The 19,473-nt window shown below is 46.9% G+C and carries 17 protein-coding genes; 6 read left to right on the forward strand and 11 right to left on the reverse strand.

Annotated elements, in window-relative coordinates:
* The first annotated feature begins 66 nt into the window (after positions 1-66).
* The 4 genes from pepF to MKX30_RS12690 all read left to right on the forward strand — a co-directional run bounded on the left by pepF (position 67) and on the right by MKX30_RS12690 (position 4,366).
* Positions 67-1,863, forward strand: a complete 1,797-nt coding sequence (gene pepF, locus MKX30_RS12675; RefSeq protein WP_025722300.1) for an oligoendopeptidase F — start codon at positions 67-69, stop codon at positions 1,861-1,863.
* Positions 1,864-1,919: 56 nt separating this feature from the next.
* The gene (locus MKX30_RS12680) at positions 1,920-2,342 is read left to right on the forward strand and encodes a LapA family protein (protein ID WP_028542828.1); all 423 of its coding nucleotides are present in this window, start codon (positions 1,920-1,922) and stop codon (positions 2,340-2,342) included.
* Positions 2,343-2,355: 13 nt separating this feature from the next.
* Positions 2,356-3,393, forward strand: a complete 1,038-nt coding sequence (locus MKX30_RS12685; protein ID WP_028542829.1) for a M42 family metallopeptidase — start codon at positions 2,356-2,358, stop codon at positions 3,391-3,393.
* 73 nt (positions 3,394-3,466) lie between these two features.
* Positions 3,467-4,366 (forward strand): LysR substrate-binding domain-containing protein, encoded by a 900-nt coding sequence (locus MKX30_RS12690; RefSeq protein ID WP_071558935.1) that lies wholly within the window; start codon positions 3,467-3,469, stop codon positions 4,364-4,366.
* 19 nt (positions 4,367-4,385) lie between these two features.
* Here the strand turns inward: MKX30_RS12690 and MKX30_RS12695 are convergent, their stop codons facing one another.
* The 10 genes from MKX30_RS12695 to hemE form a co-directional block, all read right to left on the reverse strand.
* Positions 4,386-5,375: an aldo/keto reductase family protein gene (locus tag MKX30_RS12695; protein WP_341062870.1), complete on the reverse strand. Its 990-nt coding sequence runs from the start codon at positions 5,373-5,375 to the stop codon at positions 4,386-4,388.
* Between the two features lie 153 nt (positions 5,376-5,528).
* The gene (locus MKX30_RS12700; protein WP_076264300.1) at positions 5,529-7,478 is read right to left on the reverse strand and encodes an ABC-F family ATP-binding cassette domain-containing protein; all 1,950 of its coding nucleotides are present in this window, start codon (positions 7,476-7,478) and stop codon (positions 5,529-5,531) included.
* Positions 7,479-7,598: 120 nt separating this feature from the next.
* Positions 7,599-8,177 (reverse strand): TetR/AcrR family transcriptional regulator, encoded by a 579-nt coding sequence (locus tag MKX30_RS12705; RefSeq protein WP_028542833.1) that lies wholly within the window; start codon positions 8,175-8,177, stop codon positions 7,599-7,601.
* An 82-nt stretch (positions 8,178-8,259) separates the two neighbouring features.
* Complete coding sequence (locus tag MKX30_RS12710; protein ID WP_341062871.1) at positions 8,260-9,066, reverse strand: DUF92 domain-containing protein; 807 nt, start codon at positions 9,064-9,066, stop codon at positions 8,260-8,262.
* Positions 9,067-9,278: 212 nt separating this feature from the next.
* The gene (locus MKX30_RS12715; protein WP_069291625.1) at positions 9,279-9,902 is read right to left on the reverse strand and encodes a fumarylacetoacetate hydrolase family protein; all 624 of its coding nucleotides are present in this window, start codon (positions 9,900-9,902) and stop codon (positions 9,279-9,281) included.
* 39 nt (positions 9,903-9,941) lie between these two features.
* Complete coding sequence (locus tag MKX30_RS12720) at positions 9,942-10,712, reverse strand: glycerophosphodiester phosphodiesterase (RefSeq protein ID WP_341062872.1); 771 nt, start codon at positions 10,710-10,712, stop codon at positions 9,942-9,944.
* Positions 10,713-10,794: 82 nt separating this feature from the next.
* On the reverse strand, positions 10,795-12,273 hold the full coding sequence (locus tag MKX30_RS12725) for a CapA family protein (RefSeq protein ID WP_341062873.1): 1,479 nt from the start codon (positions 12,271-12,273) through the stop codon (positions 10,795-10,797).
* 137 nt (positions 12,274-12,410) lie between these two features.
* Entirely contained in the window at positions 12,411-13,856 is a 1,446-nt protein-coding gene (hemG, locus tag MKX30_RS12730; RefSeq protein WP_075154023.1) for a protoporphyrinogen oxidase, read from the reverse strand.
* A 7-nt stretch (positions 13,857-13,863) separates the two neighbouring features.
* A complete protein-coding gene (hemH, locus tag MKX30_RS12735) occupies positions 13,864-14,805 on the reverse strand; it encodes a ferrochelatase (RefSeq protein ID WP_028542839.1) in 942 nt (313 codons plus the stop codon).
* 7 nt (positions 14,806-14,812) lie between these two features.
* Positions 14,813-15,883 (reverse strand): uroporphyrinogen decarboxylase, encoded by a 1,071-nt coding sequence (gene hemE, locus MKX30_RS12740; RefSeq protein ID WP_023987997.1) that lies wholly within the window; start codon positions 15,881-15,883, stop codon positions 14,813-14,815.
* Positions 15,884-16,116: 233 nt separating this feature from the next.
* Between hemE and MKX30_RS12745 the strand changes: the two genes are divergently transcribed.
* Positions 16,117-17,337 carry an MFS transporter gene (locus MKX30_RS12745; RefSeq protein WP_023987996.1) on the forward strand — a complete coding sequence of 407 codons (1,221 nt, stop codon included), beginning with the start codon at positions 16,117-16,119 and terminating at the stop codon, positions 17,335-17,337.
* 112 nt (positions 17,338-17,449) lie between these two features.
* On the opposite strand, the gene MKX30_RS12750 is transcribed toward MKX30_RS12745, so the two are convergent.
* Positions 17,450-18,094, reverse strand: a complete 645-nt coding sequence (locus MKX30_RS12750) for an O-methyltransferase (RefSeq protein WP_023987995.1) — start codon at positions 18,092-18,094, stop codon at positions 17,450-17,452.
* Positions 18,095-18,251: 157 nt separating this feature from the next.
* On the opposite strand from MKX30_RS12750, the gene MKX30_RS12755 reads away from it, so the two are divergent.
* Complete coding sequence (locus MKX30_RS12755) at positions 18,252-19,412, forward strand: THUMP domain-containing class I SAM-dependent RNA methyltransferase (protein ID WP_023987994.1); 1,161 nt, start codon at positions 18,252-18,254, stop codon at positions 19,410-19,412.
* The last annotated feature ends 61 nt before the right edge of the window (positions 19,413-19,473 follow it).

Raw genomic sequence — 19,473 nt, forward strand, 5'->3', positions numbered from 1 at the left:
TTTTGGCATCCGTCCCTTACTGCCGCAGCCCTACCCCACATTACGTTCGATCAGAGGAGGCTCTCCATGAGTGAAATTGTAAAACGCGCTGATGCGCCAGTGGAAAATACATGGAAACTGGAAGATTTGTTTCCTAACCGCAAAGCATGGGATCAAGAATACGAAGAAGTCAAACAACTAGCCAAAAAGGCTGAACAATTCCAAGGCAAGCTCAATTCAGCAGAGTCGATTGGCAGCTGTTTTAAATTGGAAGATGAATTGTCGCTTAAAACCGAGCGTGTATATGTGTACGCACATCTGCATCATGATGAGGATACAGCTGAACCTACATACCAGGGTCTTTCGCAAAAAGCAAAAAAATTAGGCGTTGAGGTTAGCGAGTCTCTTTCTTTTGTGACGCCTGAAATTTTGGCACTGCCGGATCATCAGCTTGATGCCTTCATTGAAGATCCAAAGCTTGCAGATTATCGGTTTACACTTCAAGAAATGAAGCGGGAAAAAGCACATATTTTGGGGAAGACAGAAGAAGCGCTGCTCGCTCAGGTTGGCAATCTGGCTCAAGCCCCGCAAACGATTTTTGGCATGCTCAACAACGCTGATCTGAAGTTTCCAAAAATTAAGGATGAGAACGGCAAAGAGGTTGAGCTGACTCATGGCAGCTACATTCAATTCCTCGAAAGTCCGCACCGCGAAGTACGCGAACGTGCTTTTAAAGCGGTATATGACACATATGCCAAAAATAAAAATACAATTGCTTCTACACTAAGTGCCAATGTAAACAAGAATATTTTTTATTCTCGTGTTCGCAAATACCCTTCTGTACTGGAAATGTCACTGTACGGTGACAATATTCCGAAGGAAGTGTACACGAATCTCATTGACACCATTCATGAAAGCTTACCCCTGCTCCATCGTTACATCAAACTGCGTAAAAAGTTGTTAGGTGTGGATGAGCTCCATATGTATGATTTGTTCGCTCCGCTTGTGGACGAATACAAGATGGACATTACGTATGAAGACGCCAAAACGCAAACAAAAGAAGGCCTTAAGCCACTGGGCGAGGACTATCTCGCTTCGCTGCAAAAAGGCTATGATGAGCGCTGGATCGATGTATACGAAAACGAAAACAAACGTACTGGTGCATACAGTTGGGGAGCTTATGGTACCCACCCATATGTGCTGCTGAATCATAAAGACAACCTGAACAGCATGTTCACACTTGCTCATGAAATGGGGCATGCGTTGCATTCGTACTATTCAGACAACGCATTGAAGTATAGAGATGCACAGTACACCATTTTCCTGGCTGAAGTGGCATCCACAACCAATGAAGCGTTGCTAATGGACTACTTGCTGAACAAATCAACCGATCCGAAAGAGAAAATGTACCTTCTCACCTACTATGCAGATCAATTCCGCACAACGGTATTCCGTCAAACCATGTTTGCGGAATTTGAGAAAATTGTACATGAACGCGCTGAACAGGGGGAATCCCTTACACCGCAGCTTTTATCGGAGATTTACTATGATCTGAATGTGAAATATCACGGGCCTGGCATGAAGGTAGACAAAGACATTGAAATGGAATGGGCACGGATCCCTCATTTTTATAACAGTTTTTATGTCTACAAATATGCTACTGGCTTCTCGGCAGCAACTAGTTTCTCGAAACAGATTCTGGAAGAAGGCCAACCAGCCGTTGATCGTTACTTGGGCTTCTTAAAGAGCGGTGGCAGTGATTATTCAATTAATATTTTGAAAAAAGCTGGTGTTGACATGTCCTCTCCGCAGCCGATCCGCGAAGCGATGAGCGTATTCGAAGAAGTCATTACAGAAATGGAAAAGCTAACTGAAGGAAAGTAAAACCGTGCGCACTTAAAATCCAGCATTGAAATGATGCACGGATAAATCCCTTGTCCATGGCGGGCAAGGGATTTTATAATGTAACGGGAGGAGGTGGCATTTTGAAAACACAATGGTCTTTGATCGCAGCTCTTGTTATTGCTCTGTTAACAGCTGTATTTGCTGTTATTAATGTGAATTCGGTTCAAGTGAACCTTCTATTCAGTATGGTTAGCATTCCTTTGATTCTGCTTATTCTTGGTTGCACTCTTCTAGGTGGACTTATTGTCGGTTCTTTCGGTATTTTCCGCCAATATAGGCTTCAGAGAGAGATTAAACGTCTGACTACTCAGCTTCATACATTACAAGAAGAGCACACATCCACGGTGGAAGCAAACGCGGATGTGACCTATGACACGACTGGGTCTTCCAGCACAGGGTCTACTTTCGACCAAGATATAGAGCAACCGTCCTCTAACCCTGATCGGTTGTCCAAATGAGGAGGAGCAACAAATGACGATTCAATTAAATGAAGATTATATGATGAACTTTTTAAATCAGCTACTGAACACGCCCAGTCCCAGTGGGTACACACACCATGTGATGGAGCTGATTCATAAGGAAGCTGAGAGCCTCGGGGTACCCATCGAATGGAATGCAAAAGGCGGTGCCATCTTGACTCTGGAAGGTCAGGAAACGGACCGTACGGTGGCGCTGAGCGCACATGTGGATACATTGGGCGCGATGGTACGTTCGATTACAGCACAAGGCACCCTACGTCTGACATCCGTCGGCGGTTTCATGATGAACAGCATTGAGAACGAATACTGCCTTATTCATACCCGAAGCGGACAAACGTATACGGGTACTATTCTGTCCAGCCATCCATCCGTGCACGTCTATGATGATGCACGAAGCTTTGAGCGCAAGGAGAGCCACATGGAGGTTCGGATTGACGAGCTTGTTGAGTCAAAAGAAGACGTGCTTCAGCTCGGTATTGCGGTGGGCGATTTTATTTCGTTCGATGCGCGTCCAGTCGTAACACCGAGTGGATTTATCAAGTCACGGCATCTGGATGATAAAGCTAGTGTAGCTGCACTGTTTGGTCTACTGGAATCTGCTGTACATGGAAACTGGAAGCCTCGACATACCGTTAAATTGCTCATTTCTAACTATGAGGAAGTGGGGCACGGAGCGGCTTACATACCTGAAGGAATCAGTGAGATGATAGCTGTCGATATGGGCTGTATGGGTGAAGATCTGAGCTGCAAGGAAACGGATGTTTCTATCTGTGCCAAAGATTCCTCCGGGCCTTACGACTATAATATGACGACCCGTCTGATTGAACTGGCCAAAGAGCTGAATATTCCGTATGCTGTAGATATTTATCCGCACTACGGTTCGGACGCTTCGGCTGCACTAAGAGCAGGTAATAACATCCGTGCTGCTTTGATCGGCCCTGGCGTACACGCCTCCCATGCAATGGAGCGCACGCACAAGCAGGCCGTGGTGAACACTGCACGTCTGCTTGCAGCTTATGTGACAGTTTAATTCGAACGATAAAAACCGACCTGTTCCACTGGAGAATAGGTCGGTGAAGGCTTAGTGAAAGGAAATCACAGCTATGGATCTGAAAAAACTACGTTACTTTATCGCAGTAGCGGAAGAACTGCATTTTAACCGTGCTGCGAAAAAACTGAATATCACCCAACCTCCCTTGAGCCAACAAATTCAAAGCCTTGAAGAAGAGCTTGGTGTGAAGCTTTTGGAACGAACCAAAAGACAAGTTCGACTTACGTCAGCAGGAGCGATATTTTTAGAAGAATCCAGAAATATGGTTGCTCAATTGGAAAGATCTATTAAGATCACACAGCTTGCAAGTCAGGGGAAATTCGGACAATTATCCATCGCTTTTGTAGATTCAGCCTCTGGCAGTCTGATGGTTAATGCCTTGAAGAAATTCCAAGAGCGCTTCCCAGATGTGAAGCTTACGTTATTTGAAATGACATCTGCCCAACAACTAAAAGCCATACACGATGGCAAAGTTCATGTGGGCTTCCTGCGCAGTGCAGATCCATCTATACATATCACTTCTCGTCTTTACACCAACGAATCACTCATGGCCGTTCTTCCTCAGACACATCCGTTAGCCCACCATTCAACCTTGTCTTTACGTTCTTTAGCGGACGAATCTTTTATCCTGTCTCCGCCTCATATGGGAGCTTCTTTTCATAATCTCATACTCGACTTTTGCGGACAACACGGATTTCAGCCTCAAATCGTACAGGAAGCCGTTCAAATGTATACGATCGTTAACTTGGTAGCGGCGGGTATAGGTATCTCCATTGTCCCCTCTTCCGTATCTGTCTTTCAACGCAGTGATGTCGTATTTCGTTCATTTCAAGAAGAGTCTCCGTCCATCCCACTTTATGCTGCATGGAAAACAGGTGCACATGAAACTGTTCTGACTCATTTTCTGGAAGTGGTTGAAGAAACAGCTTGTAACGAAGAGTTAGACATGTAAATCTCCTTGATCGTATATCTTAACCTGTTTTTCTCGGATCACGTTCAACAATACCATTTAAAACGCTATCCAATTGTCTCATGACCTGCCCATCTAGACGGACACCCGCAGCTTTTACGTTCTCTTTAACCTGCTCGGGCTTGGAAGCACCGATAATAGCTGAGGACACTTGCGGGTTTTGTAAAACCCATGCGACTGCAAGCTGGGGCAGCGTCAGTCCGCATTCTTCTGCAATCGGCTGAATTTTCTTTACTGCCAAAAGGACTTCTTTACGTAACCATTGTCCAGCCAAACGTTCGAAAAATGGTGACCCTGCTGTCGTAGAAGCTCGTGAACCCTCGGGTAACGGCTTGTCTGCTGTATATTTACCAGAAAGGATACCTTGTGCCAGAGGTGACCAAACCACCTGCCCAATCCCTTCCTGCTCACAAGCGGGAATCACTTCAGCTTCAATGACACGCCACAGCATGGAATATTGGGGCTGACTTGCCACGAATGGGACCTTTAATTCCCTAGCCAGAGCAGCTCCTTGCTTAATCTGCTCTGCTGTCCACTCGCTTACTCCTACATACAAAACCTTCCCTTGCCGCACCAAGTCGGATAAGGCCAAAAAAGTTTCTTCAAGCGATACGGTTGGATCAAAACGGTGTGCATAATATACATCAATATAATCCGTTTGTAGGCGTCGAAGAGAAGCATGGCAGGCCTCCATGATATGTTTGCGAGACAGCCCTTTATCATTCTGTCCGGTACCTGTGGGATGAAAAACCTTAGTACATAATTCAATACTTTCACGGCGTATTCCCCTTAAAGAATGACCCAAAACCGTTTCCGCCAGGGTATCCGAATACACATCAGCGGTATCAAACGTGGTAATCCCTGAGTCTAATGCAGCGTTTACACAGGCTTGCGCTATGGTATCATCCACTTGAGCACCGTGGGTGATCCAGTTTCCCAATGCGATCTCACTTACCATCAAACCACTTTTTCCAAGTTTACGATATTCCATTTTCAATTCCTCCCCTCCATCTGCAATCCATTATACCCACTGTAATTTAATATTAGAAATATATAATTCACTCGCTTTTAATATGAAAAACGTATTAATAATTCGATAAAAAAAGCAAGCCCCCACTCTGAATGGTGACTTGCTTCTGTATTTTTAAGATTTACTTTGTTCAATCTGCTCGGCTAGCTCATTCAGGTAGGTCCAGCGTTCCATTTGGTGCTCCAGATGCTGTTCGGCCTTTGCTTGCTCAGCCATGAGCTCCTGTAGTCGTGCTGAATCACTGAAAGACTCTTCCATCTGCCGCTGAATGTCGGCCAACTTCTGTTCGGCTTGTTCAATCAGCTCATCAATTTGCTCATATTCCCGCTGTTCCTTGAAGGTGAATTTAAGCTTAGTTTTACTTGTCTCCTTGACTGAATCGGAAGGACCCGCAGACTTAGGCGCGGAAGAGCGATTCGAGGAAACCGTACTCGTCGAGACAGACGTATTCACAGAAGATTGAGCATTTTTACTGATCCATTCTGCATACTCGCTATAGTCGCCTACATGTACACGTACCTGTCCGTCCCCTTCAAACGCCAGTATTTTGTCCACTGTCCGATCCAGGAAATAGCGATCATGAGAAACAATAAACACCACGCCCGGGAATTCATCCAGATAGTCTTCCAAAACGGAAAGGGTTTGGATATCCAGATCATTTGTTGGTTCATCCAGCAATAGCACATTCGGTGCCGACATCAGAACACGAAGCAGATACAAGCGCCGTTTTTCGCCCCCGGACAGCCTGGAAATAACCGTCCATTGCGCGCTTGGTGCAAACAGGAAACGCTCCAGCATTTGTGCTGCTGTAATCGTCGAACCGTCTGCTGTACGAATCACTTCGGCTTCTTCCTTAATATATTCAATGACACGTAATGATTCGTTCATTTCCTGATGTTCCTGAGTAAAATATCCTATCTTCACGGTCGGCCCCAGGACAACACTGCCGGAATCCGGTTCTACACGCTGTGCAATCATTTGGAGCAGGGTGGATTTCCCACTACCGTTAGGACCTAGGATACCAACACGATCACCAGGAACCGCAATGTAGCTCAAATCCTGTATCAGCTTACGAGAATCTACCGATTTGGACAGATGCTCAATCTCCAATATCTTTTTACCCAGACGTGTGGAGGCAACGGACATATCTACAGATCCAGAACGAGCTTCCGGTTGCTGATCCCTAAGCTGCTCATATCGATCAATACGCGCTTTCTGCTTGGTGGAACGAGCCTTTGCTCCACGACGAATCCAGGCCAGCTCATTACGCAGCAAGTTCTTCCTTTTTTGTTCCGTAGACGCTTCCCGCTCCTCACGTTCTGCCTTCAACTCCAGAAAACGGGTATAGTTAGCCTCATAACGGAAAAGGCGGCCATGATCCAGCTCCAGCATGACATTTGCAACTCTATCCAGAAAATAGCGATCATGCGTGATCATTAACAACGCACCACGTCTTTTTTGCAAATACTGCTCCAACCATTCAACAGACTCATTATCAATATGGTTTGTAGGCTCGTCCAGAATGAGCAACTCGCAGGGTTGGATCAAAGCCGCCGCCAAAGCCACCCGCTTACGCTGCCCGCCGGATAGAACGCCCATACGAGACTCAAACTGGGTGATCCCCAGTCGGGTAAGTATATTTTTGGCCTCACTCTCCAGCTGCCATGCCTGGAACGTATCCATTTGCTGACTTGCTCGCAATAGACGGTTTTGAAGCTCCTCGCTACCCGGATTTAACTCCAACAACTCCATGATTTCCGTATATTCACGCACCGCTTTCATCTCAGGCTGGTTGCCATGAAAAATATGCTGGAGTACCTTCATTTCGGGATCAAACTCCGGATTTTGTGCTAGATACTGAATTCGCACATCGTTGTTCACTGCAATATTGCCATCATCTGGCGGCTCTAAGCCGGAAATTACCCGTAAAAACGTTGATTTGCCGGTACCATTTACACCGACGACCCCTATTTTGTCACGTTCATCCATACCAAAGGAAGCATCCTCAAACAACATTTTCTCGCCATAGCTTTTCGTTATATGTTCAACGGTCATAATATTCATACGGATTCCCTACTCTTCCCCAATTTGTGATGCATCCTGTTTATTTTAACACAGACACAGCCAATGATTAAAAAAACCGTTACCTGAACGAAGTCAGTACGGTTTTTTAGCAACAAGATGTCAGGATTTTTGTACCCCGGCTTTACAGCCATGCATAAATAAGTTCGCCGCTAATTCAGCCGTCTGATCTACGTCACATTCGCGGAAATCTTTATTCAATAAAATATCCATTTTTAGGCGTTCCAACATACCAATGAATGCCTTCGCATGAAACTCAGACTGCTGTACACCCTCTGACGCCAGTTTATTTTTGACCAAATCAGTATAGTCCTGGATAAATCCCCACATAAACTCCATTAGGTCGGGGTCACTGTTGGGGGTCATAAAAAATAATTTAGTATGCTGCTTGCGCTTGAAATAGTAGTGCAGATGCAAATTTGCCATCCGCAGCAGTCCTTCTCCCAAAGTACGATTGATTAATGCGCCTTGCATTTCGGCTAGGTATTGCTCGCAATCTCTACGTGTGACTGCTGTAAATAGCTGCTCTTTGCTTTTAAAGTACAAGTATACTGTGCCTTTGGCAACTCCCGCTTGTTCTGCAATCTCGGAAATTTTGCTTTCATAAAAGCCTTTGGTGCCAAAGACGGTGTAAGCGGCGTCCAAAATAGCTTCATATTTATCTCCTTGTATATCGCCCATCTTAGCACCTCCTTATACAAGGATTGAAACACGGTCAATTCTTATAACAATTTTTTCCTTGTAATGATCTCCAGCTCCGTGTTCAAAGTATAAAAAAAATACCTGCAAGAGCGACCAATCCTCCGAAAATAGAACTAATGCTATTCACCCGATCATTGCTCATCCAACGCCAGCCTCGTACATAGACCGTCGTTTGTCCACAATGTGAGTCTACTTCTACTTCCCGTCCGCAAACCGTGCAGGAACGCATCATTTGCACCGTAGCACCTAGATAGGAATCAGCAAAGGCCCCGGCGCTACCGGATATACCTCCAACCAGTGCCCATATCCATAACGGCAAGCTCGGCGTTCCAATGGCGTGTCCAAAGCCCCATGCACCTATGCCGATCAGTACACCCCCAGCCAAGGCCGCAACCGTTCCCAATACAGATACTCCACCTGAGGTTCCGGGTGCCAGCACCTTCCCGTTAAGCACCGAACGGGGTGGCCTACGACTCAGGCTGCCAAATTCCGTTGCCCACGTATCGGATGTTACCGTAGCCATGACACCGACAAAAGCCAGCTGCCACGTAACATGAGGCCATATCGCATAGCCCAGGCATAGCAGCATACCTAATCCCCCATTGGCCCATACTTGGCCTGCATCCCGGTTTCCGGTTTTGGCATACGATTTTTCCAGCTCAGCCTTGCGCTCCTTTTTGAACCTCGACAGGAGGGTCGACGTGATAAAGAACAAGAGCAATGTGCCGAACCAGAACAGGTTACCCGCCCCATAATATACGGTTCCCATCAGTACAGCCGTGGCAAAGCCAGATAAGGTTAAGGATTTTTTATAAAATGCAGCTCCGGCCACCACAGCAGCACAAAGCAATCCGATGATCCAGTCCATGATATACCTCCGCTTTTGAAATGAATCTCCGTTTTTCTTTTTTCGTTCTGTATATTATTGTACAATGCTCTACACTTATATAAAAGCCGTGTCCCATGCTTTGGCACAGGACACGGCCTTCACAATGCTTTTCTAAGGGAATCGCTCTTTATTTCCCAACTACCAAGAACATTCCCTTTTTTAATCCTCATCCATGAATGCCGTTCACAAGTTTATGCGATGGTGAAGCTCCCCTGACGATCACTCCCCCAGAAAAGCTCAAAGCGATCCCCGCTTGCTGTAGGCCCTACTCCTGCTGGAGTACCTGTAAAAATAATATCTCCTTCACCCAGCCCATAATGAGTCGCTATATATTCGACGATGTGCTGGATAGAAAAAATCATATCTTTAACATGTCCACGCTGGACTTCCTGTCCATTTTTGAGCAAGGAAAAATCCTGCTGCTCCAGCATGTCCAATTTTTCTAAAGGCAGGAATGGTGTCACGGGAGCAGACGATTTAAAGCCTTTGGCGGCGGTCCATGGATGGCCTTTTTTCTTGAGAACACTTTGTACATCACGCAGGGTAAAATCAATGCCGAATGCAAATGCGTTCAGACACGTATCTGCAGACATGCCTGGTTCGTATTTACGTCCTACAGCCACGACCAGCTCAGTCTCAAAATGAATATCTCCCTGCCCCTGAGGAAGCTCCAGCGTGGCGCCATCCAGCGGCACAACCGCATGAGACGGCTTCAAAAAAATCATCGGTTCTGCGGGAACCTCATTACCCAGCTCCTCCGCATGCAGCTTATAATTGCGCCCAACACAGTAAACATTACGAATATCCACGTTCATCACGATCCGTCACCCTTCCCGCGTATGTAGTCCAATTGATTAACGAATAAGTTTACGTATATAGTGCCACATCCGGTGCTTGGAAAGCAAAAAAACCTGCTCCCAGCGATCCGGCCAATTAGTGCAAATCATCAATTCAGGATGCAATGAGGACAATTTCCGCATTATACGGCGGTCATCCACCGTCCACGCCATGACAGTAATACCGCGGCCAGTGAGATCTTTCATCAGGTTTCGATCCAAACGCGGATAGCCCATGGATAAAAAAGTGCATTGTAGCTGCTCCAGTTGCTTTGCCAAGTCATCTGGACGCGCATCGATAATCAATCCTGTACGGATCTCAGGAGACAGCTCCTTAGCCCGGCGTACTGCGGCACGCTCAAAAGAGGTTAATACCACCTCTCCCTCCATCCCTCTCATCACAATTTCACGGAGTACGGCTTTCTCCAGTCCCGGATACATATCTCCCGCTGTTTTAAGCTCAATATTGAGTGATACGCGGCCACGACATAAATCCAGTACCTGTGCGAGGGAAGGGATCATTTCTCCACGGTATTCTGCACTTTTCCAGCTACCAGCATCAAGTTGTTGCAATGCTTTCCAGTCTGAATCCTTTACTTTCCCTATACCATTCGTCGTGCGCTCCAGCGTAAAATCATGAATTACCACCGGAACACCGTCCTTTGACAGCTGTACATCCAGCTCAATCCAGTGTACAAATGGCTGCTTCAACGCAAGCTTAAAGGCTGCCATCGTGTTCTCGGGAGCAATCCCCGAAAAACCGCGGTGAGCCACGCACAAATGATTCATCTTGTTATGACCTCCATCCACAAAGGAGTCCTTCATACGATCGTTCCGTCAATTCCCATATAAAAAATTTCTTTTCGAGCTTCTATTGAGCGCTTACTGTACCATCCGTCCCTATAGAGACATTTCCCGGTGACAGTGCCGCCACTCTCTGCAAAATTTTGCTGGCCTCCGTATCCTTCAATGGAATCGGTTGACCTAGCTCCGCCCGGTAAGGGGTCAGCTTCATTTCGCAAGCCCCTTTTCGGGTGCAGGTTGCCTGAAATATGGCTGTATCCCAAGTGGCTGGCACCGTTGATTTAGAAAAAATAAAATTGCCTGTGCTGTATGCGATCCATTTACCTTTATATTGCTCCATCCCTTGAAGCACATGTGGATGACCGCCAATGACAAGATCAGCTCCAGCATCAATAAAAGCATGCGATAACTCGGTCTGATGGGGCTCAAGTGCAGTAGCGCGCTCCTTCCCCCAATGGGCAATGACAATCACCAGATCGGCCTGCATTCGTGCCTCACGGATGGACTTTACGATAGCGGACGAATCATAGGCTCCTGCTACACCGGGCAGTTTGGCGCCCGCATTCCAGTTGGCTTCAGGCATGACACGTGTAGTCCCCAACAACGCAATTTTGATCCCTTTACGTTCAAAATAATGCGGCGCATACGCTTCTTTTGCATTACGTCCGGCTCCAGCATGGGCTATACCTTTTTCATCCAGATACTTCAGTGTATCCAGTAATCCGCCTGTGCCCTGATCCAAAATGTGATTGTTGGCCAAATTGACAGCATCTATCCCTGCCGCAGCCAACGCAGTTAACGCCTTGGGCGAAGATTTATACACATACGTTTTATTTAACGCACCCACACCATTCGTTGTCACGGGCGTTTCCAGATTGGCAATCGTCAGATCGTCTTTATGAAACAAGTTTCCGAGATATTGATACGGAAACTCAAACCCATTCTGTTCCAATCGCTGCTCAACTTTACCGGAAAATTGCACATCCCCTACAAAGTGAAGCGTGACTGTCGGAGAATCTGCACCGTCTGTTTTGGATCTTTTTACATCCTCCGTTCCTCCCTTATCCGCGGATGGATTACCGTCGTATTCCTTATTGGACGTATCGTTCCCTGCTTGCCCGTCTTTCCCCGAGGATAATTTTGCTCCTGAAGAGCTGCCTTCGGGAGCATTTGTGTCAGACGTTGTCGCGGGACGATGGCTTGTGTCTGAAGCAGCAGATTGCTTCGTTTCATCGTCAGCAAATTGCTTATCTGCATGGGAGCCTTCGTCCAGCTGTTTATTTGACAAGTCTGTAACATTTTCACTGACCGAGGGAGTAGACCGCTCTTCACTAGCAGATTCCGTTTGGATTTTCTTCTCCGTTTGCGAATACCCGGCATTTTCCGCAAGAGAGCCACTGTTGTCGTGTTCAAATATGTAATAATAACCGAAAAGACCTACGATCATAAGCAGCAGGACCAGATTCGTAATAATCCAAGCCTTGCCTATTTTTGGTTTTCTTGCTTTCTTGCGACCTTCATTTCTCTGTGATCTGGGAGGGTACATTCTTCACTCCTTCTATGCTATTACATATGCATAACTTCTTTATTAGCTGGCGAATTTTACACCTTCTCCATTATATATCAAATTTCAATATAAATAGAACCCCTCGCCTGGATCGCGAAGGGTTCATCATTGAACATTTACACCTGTACCTTGACCGCTTCCTGCTGTGTCGTTTGGACGGCATGGGAGGCCCATTCCTTAGCCTGACGGATGCAATCCGGTAAACCAATCGCATCATAGCCAGCACCCAACACATACACTCCCGGCATGGCAGTGCGTAACTCTTCCCGCAAATCAGCTATAGCCTGCGGATGCCCTACCGGATATTGCGGCATGGAATTGCGAAGACGTGTAATTTCCGTGAACAGCGGAGTTGCTGTAACTCCCATCATCTCTTTCAAATCCTTACGTACCAGTGCAATCAGCTCATCATCCGGTAACTCTACAGTGTCTTCAGCTCCTGCTCGCCCTACATAACAGCGCAACAGCACCTTATCATCCGGGCTAGTATGTAGCCACTTGGCAGACGTCCATGTGCAAGCGGTCACGCTGCGTCCTTCTTTGCGAGGGACCAGAAAACCAGAACCGTCAAAGACATTCTCAATATCATTTTTATCGAAGGCCATGACCACGTTTGCTACGGAGACATAATTAACGGCTTCCAGTGCAGCCACATTGACATGATCTCGCAATAGCGGCGCAGCAGCAAAGTTGGGAGTCGTTACAAAAATATCATCCGCCTCCAGCGTCTCTCCATTATCCAGCATAACGCGATATGGGCTGTCTCCACTTTCCGTGGTCTTTGTGAATTCTGTAACAGCAATTCCGGTGCGTAAATCACAGTCATACAAATCATTCAGCAACGCATGCACCAAACTTTGCAAGCCTTGACGGAAGGTCAAAAAGGCGCTTTTTTTCGTACCTGTATGTGTTTCAGCTGGTTTTCGGCCTGTCATCATCCCGTGAATGAGGCTTCCGTACTGCTGCTCTACCTCAGCAAATTGTGGGAAGGTCGCCTGCAAACTTAGCGTCTTCATGTTGGCAGCATAAATCCCCGCCAGCAGTGGCTCGGTTACATTTTCCAGCACTTCTTTGCCCAGTCGGCGTTCAATAAAATCACCCAACGCCTCATCTCCCGGTACACGGCGAGGCGGAATGACAAAATCCATCATAGCCCGCATTTTCCCGCCTAGAGAGATCAAGCCGCTGCGCAAAAAAGGTTTCAGCTCTGTTGGAATCCCCAGCACCAGCCCAGGAGGCATCGGATGAAGCTGTCCTTCATGCAAAATGTATGTCTTTTTAGCCTCAGGATTTGTGCTCACCAGTTCATGATCCAACTCCAGCTCTTTTGCCAGGTCTATCATGGCCGTTTTACGGGCCAGAAAGGAATCTGGCCCCTTTTCAATTACAAAACCATCTTTATGCAGCGTTTCAATTTTCCCGCCCAGCACGGAAGCTTTCTCCACCAACGTAATTCGAGGTGTATAGCCAGCTTCTTTGTACATTTTTCGTGTATAAAAAGCAGTGCTAAGCCCGGTCAAGCCTCCGCCTACAATTACAATATTACGTAACTTTTGCTCCATTATGTCCTCATCCCTTTTTCCATTGGTCTATGATGACATCACTAAGCGTCTCCATATACAGTGGATCACTGTTGAGTGAATCAATACGCTGAAAACGCATATCCAATTCCTTCGCTAACGCCTGTGCTTCAATATCCAGATCGTATAACACCTCTAAGTGATCAGAAACAAAGCCAACTGGCGCAGCCAGCACATACTCCACTTGCTCCTCTTTAAGACTGTGCATGGTATCCAAAATGTCTGGCCCCAGCCATGGCTCTGCTGTACGACCGGCGCTTTGCCACGTAAACTGCCAGTTGGTAATTCCCGCCTTGTCCGCAACAGCCTGCGATGTAGCCATTAATTGCTCAACATAAGGATCACCCATAGCCAAAATCCGTTCAGGCAAGCTGTGCGCACTAAACAGAACACGAACCTCATCCCGCTTGGCTCCAGCTTCTTCAAAAAGCGCCAGTTTGGCGTTTACACGCTCAGTCAGCGTCTTAATCAGCTTTGGATGAAGATAATAGCTCTCCACAAATGATATGGCTAGATCCAGTTCCTGTGCCTTAGCCTGTGCGCGCTTAATATAAGTGCCTACACTCATAACGGAATAGTGAGGAGCCAGCACGACACCCACCGCTGTACGAATGCCATCATGCACCATAGCTTCCACACCGTCTTCAATAAACGGTTTGGCATGTTTGAGTCCCTGATAACAGACAAATTCAATGTCCGGGTTGCGATTTTCCCGATTTAAGGTTTCCTGCAAGTTTTGAACCTGCCGATCCGTGTTCTGCCGCAGCGGAAACACACCGCCTACAATAGCTTCATAACGATCCTTTAATTCTTTTAACTGCTCCGGCGAGGGAGCATTGCCGCGACGAATATGTGTATAATAGGCTTCCACCTGATCCAGACTCTCCGGCGTCCCGTAGGACATGACCAGTACACCCACTTTTGTTTTCATTAACAGATCACCTCTTAACATTTCTAATGTATTCATTTTTTGACAAAACCGAGCGGGAATACTCATGTACATAATTAGTAAGCTCTCTTAGCTTATCTAGCGAGGCCTCAGGAAATAAACCATGACCGAGATTGAAAATGTAACCCGGCTCCAAAATGCCTTCATCTACAATGGTTTTCGCATACTGCTTGATAACATCGATTGGCGCAGTAAGCACATAAGGATCCAGGTTTCCCTGTACACCAAAACCGTTCCCCAAGCGACGACGTCCTTCAGGTATACTTACCCGCCAGTCCAGTCCAATCACATCGGCTTTTAACCCATTCAAGTGTGGGAGCAATTCACCAGAGCTTACGCCCGGAAAATAAATTTTAGGTACATCCAGATCAGATAGTTCATGGAAAATACGTGTGATAGTCGGCAGCACAAAAGTTTGAAAATCATAAGGCGAGAGCGCACCTACCCAGCTATCAAACAATTGAAAAGCCTTACCGCCATTAGCGATATGGGCTCGCACGTATGTAATAACCATGTCTCCTAGCTTATCCATCAGGCGATGCCACAGCTCAGGCTCTCCATACATCATCGCTTTGGTGCGAATATATCCTTTCGAAGGCCTTCCTTCTATTAAATAGCTTGCAATGGTAAAAGGCGCTCCAGCGAACGTAATCAATGGCACGTTCAGTTCACGGTCCAAAATACGAATCGTTTCCAAAATATGACCCAAATCGCGTTCCACATCAATTGGACGCAACTTATCTACGTCTGCAGCTGACCGGATCGGATTATCAATAACCGGGCCAATATTTTTGACAATATCAAAATCAACCCCTAGAGAGGCTACCGGATTCATAATATCAGAATATAAAATTGCAGCGTCCACCCCAAGCTTGCGCACGGGCATCAAGGTCACTTCTGCGGCCAACTCGGGCTGGCGGCATATTTCAAGCAATGTGTATTTTTCTTTAATTTTGCGATACTCAGGGTCATACCTTCCGGCCTGCCGCATGTACCATACGGGAATATGATCCACAGCTTGCTTGCGGCAAGCGCGGATAAAAGTATCATTGTAGGTCATGACTTCAGCCTCCAGTTCGAATCATAAATACTATATTTTATTATGCCCTTTTTCAAGAGTCGTAACAACCGCAGCTCTCGAACAAACCATGACAAACCCATGACATTTGGATAAAGTTTCAATGAAGTGTGCTATACTAGAGAAATGGCTTTTTTAAAGCTCCGGAGAAGTTATGCTTGGATAAGTAGGATTTACAACAGGATGAGAATGGGCAGAAAGGAAGTGAAAGCACATTGAAAACGTGGGAGACGTGGAAAATCAATCTCATTGTGCTTTGGTTCGGTCAGTTTCTGGTCAATGCGGGTATTACGATGATTACTCCGTTCCTCGCCCTGTATCTGGCTCAGGACCTTCATGTGAAGGGAGAGCACGATATTGGTCTATGGGCCGGAGTTATTTTTGCCGCTAACTTTTTGACCTCATTTATGTTCCAGCCTTTGTGGGGCAAGCTGGCTGACCGATATGGACGTAAAGTCATGCTGCTTCGCTCTGGCTTTGGTATGGCTTTGGTCATCGGATGTATGGGTTTGGTCACCCACCCGTGGCAACTGCTAGCGCTTCGCCTGCTGAACGGTACGATTTCGGGTTTCAATCCGGCATCGATTTCCCTAGTGTCGGGTACCACTCCCAAAGAGCGAACCGGATTCGCTATGGGGATTATGCAATCCGGTCAGATGGCTGGCACGATTCTCGGCCCTCTGCTAGGCGGATTTTTGGCTGATTGGGTCGGATTCAGACCGATCTTTTATATTACAGGCGCTCTAATTCTTATAGCCTCGCTCATCGCAATGTTTCTGGTTAAAGAAAATTTCAGCAAAACGGAAGCTGCACGCATACCGCAAATTTCGGTTCTTGCCGGATTAAAGGAGCTAAGCCATACGCCCCAGCTTCCGGCTTTGTTCACCGTAACGTTTCTGCTCCAGTTTGCCATGATCAGTACGGTATCTCTGCTGCCGTTATATGTGCAAAAACTGTACGGGTCGGCAGAAGGAATTGCGCTGATTGCCGGATTCGTTACGGCTATTACAGGCGTATCCAATATGGTTGCTGCACCGCTCCTTGGAAGATTGAGTGACAAGATAGGGGCGCACAAGATCTTGACCATTGCACTGCTCGGAACGGCGGTTATGCTCATTCCGCAGGCTTTTGTCAATGAAGTATGGCAACTTGTCATTATCCGTTTTTTCATGGGTGTATTTATGGGCGGTCTGCTACCAAGCGTAAATGCGTTGATTCGCACGTATACACCGGAAGGAATGGAAAGCCGTTCTTTCGGCTTCAATACCAGTTCGCTAGCGCTCGGAAATATGCTGGGTGCTGTCATTGGCGGGGTGCTATCCGGGTTTATTGGCATCGAAGGACTGTTTATCATGTCAGGTGTCCTGTTAATCGTCAACATATTCTGGGTACGCATGAAGCTTTTTGATCGTAAGGCTACGCCTGATTTCAGGTAAGATAACCTTCGGGTAAGACAAGCCTGCCTTAACAGACAAGAACCACCTTGTTCACGCTGCCGTGGACAAGGTGGTTCTTTCTTTATATGTGGCTATACATGGGGAATGAACGCTATTTAACTCGAGCTAGCGCCAATCCATCGTACGCTGGCAAAAGCGTGCTGACCAGCCGTGGATCTGTTGCTATCGTTTCATTAAAACGTCTCACGGCCTGGACGGCAGGGCCGTTCTTATCCGTATTCAGCGTCCGTCCGCGAAGGAAACAGTTGTCTCCCGCAATAATGGCACCCGGATTCGCCAGAGCAATCGCATATTCCAGATACACTGGGTAATTTTCCTTATCTGCATCAATGAAGAAAAAATCGAAAGTTCTTCCCTCTTCCTGAAGTTCCTTCAAGCTGTCCGCTGCGGGTCCGATACGATATTCGACACGGTCACCGTATCCGTTGTTTTCCATATGTCGATGTGCCAGCGCTGCGTACGCTTCTTTCAGCTCCAGTGACACAATGCGGCCCTTTTCTCCCAGCCCACGAGCCAGACATAATCCACTGTAGCCGCCTAATGCGCCGATTTCCAGTACATGCTGTGCGCCAGATACTTCAATTAGAAAGGTCAACAGTTTTCCGTAAGGATGAGCAACGGATACTTCCGGCATACCTTCTTTAACGATAGCCTCCCTAATACTGCGCAGTGCTTCATCTTCTTGTACCAGCTGGTCTACATATTGTTCAGGCGTCATATTTGGTGTAATTTCCACGGTTCATCTCTCCTTCTTGCTTAATCATAGCGCAGGTTGGACGTGATGTCCTTCGTAAATTTTTTACCTTAATGATTTGTCTCTTCGAGTACAATGACCTATACTATAGGGATTGAACCAAGCTTACATGATTATGGGGACGGAGTGAATACGTTTAATGACTCAACTGCAACTAATTGCAACTGCGCCAATGGGACTTGAAGCCGTCGTGGCCCGGGAACTCAGAGAACTCGGGTACGAAGATCTGACCGTTGAAAATGGCCGCGTCGTTTTTACCGGAGATTATATGGATATATGCCGGTGTAACCTGTGGCTTCGCACATCAGACCGCGTGCTTATAAAAATGGGTGAATTTGCTGCAACTACCTTCGACGAGCTGTTCGAGGGTACCAAAGCATTGCCTTGGCAGGATTGGATTCCTGTAGATGGTGAATTTCCCGTAGAGGGACGTTCGCACAAATCACAGCTTAGTAGCGTACCAGCCAGTCAGGGAATCGTCAAGAAGGCGATTGTAGAGAAGCTCAAGGAAACCTACCACACAGATTGGTTTGCTGAAGATGGCCCTCGTTACGTCATTGAGGTCATTCTATTGAATGATCGTGCATTGCTGACACTTGATACGACCGGTCCAGGACTGCACAAACGCGGCTATCGTAAGCTCGTTACAGAGGCGCCTCTCAAAGAAACGATGGCTTCTGCTCTTATTCAGCTTAGTCGCTGGAGCCCTGACCGACCATTCTATGACCCATGCTGCGGTTCCGGTACTTTATTGGTCGAAGCTGCCATGCAAGCCTGGAACATTGCGCCAGGCCTGAGACGTACCTTTAACTCGGAAGACTGGCCTGTCATTGGCAGAGAATTATGGGATCAGGCTCGCGACGAAGCGATGGATTTGACCCGCGATGACATTCCTTTTGAGATTGCAGGTAGCGATATCGACCCAAATGCCATACAAGTTGCTGAGGCAGCTGTAAAAGCAGCAGGCTTTGCTAAAGACATCCCTCTTAAGGTAATGCCTGTAACTAAAGTCAGACTCGAAGGACAATATGGTGTGATGATTACAAACCCACCTTATGGCGAGAGACTGAGCGAGCAATCCGAGGTGGAAAAGCTGATCCGTTCACTCGCACGCACGGCAGCCGAAATGAAGACTTGGTCCTTCTTTGCCATCAGCTCCACCAAGCAATTTGAGCATTATTGGGGCCGTAAAGCAGACAAGCGCCGGAAGTTGTTTAACGGCCGTATTGAATGCCAATACTATCAGTATCTAGGCCCTCTGCCTCCGCGCCGCAAAGATACTTCGCCGTTGCAGCCTTAAATATGATGAAGTTTAGGCCAGGAAACGAACCCTCTGTTCGTTCTTCTGGCCTGATTTGTGC

Origin of the sequence: Paenibacillus sp. FSL P2-0173, assembly GCF_038008045.1 — a bacterium.
Classification (GTDB): Bacteria; Bacillota; Bacilli; order Paenibacillales; family Paenibacillaceae; genus Paenibacillus; species Paenibacillus polymyxa_B.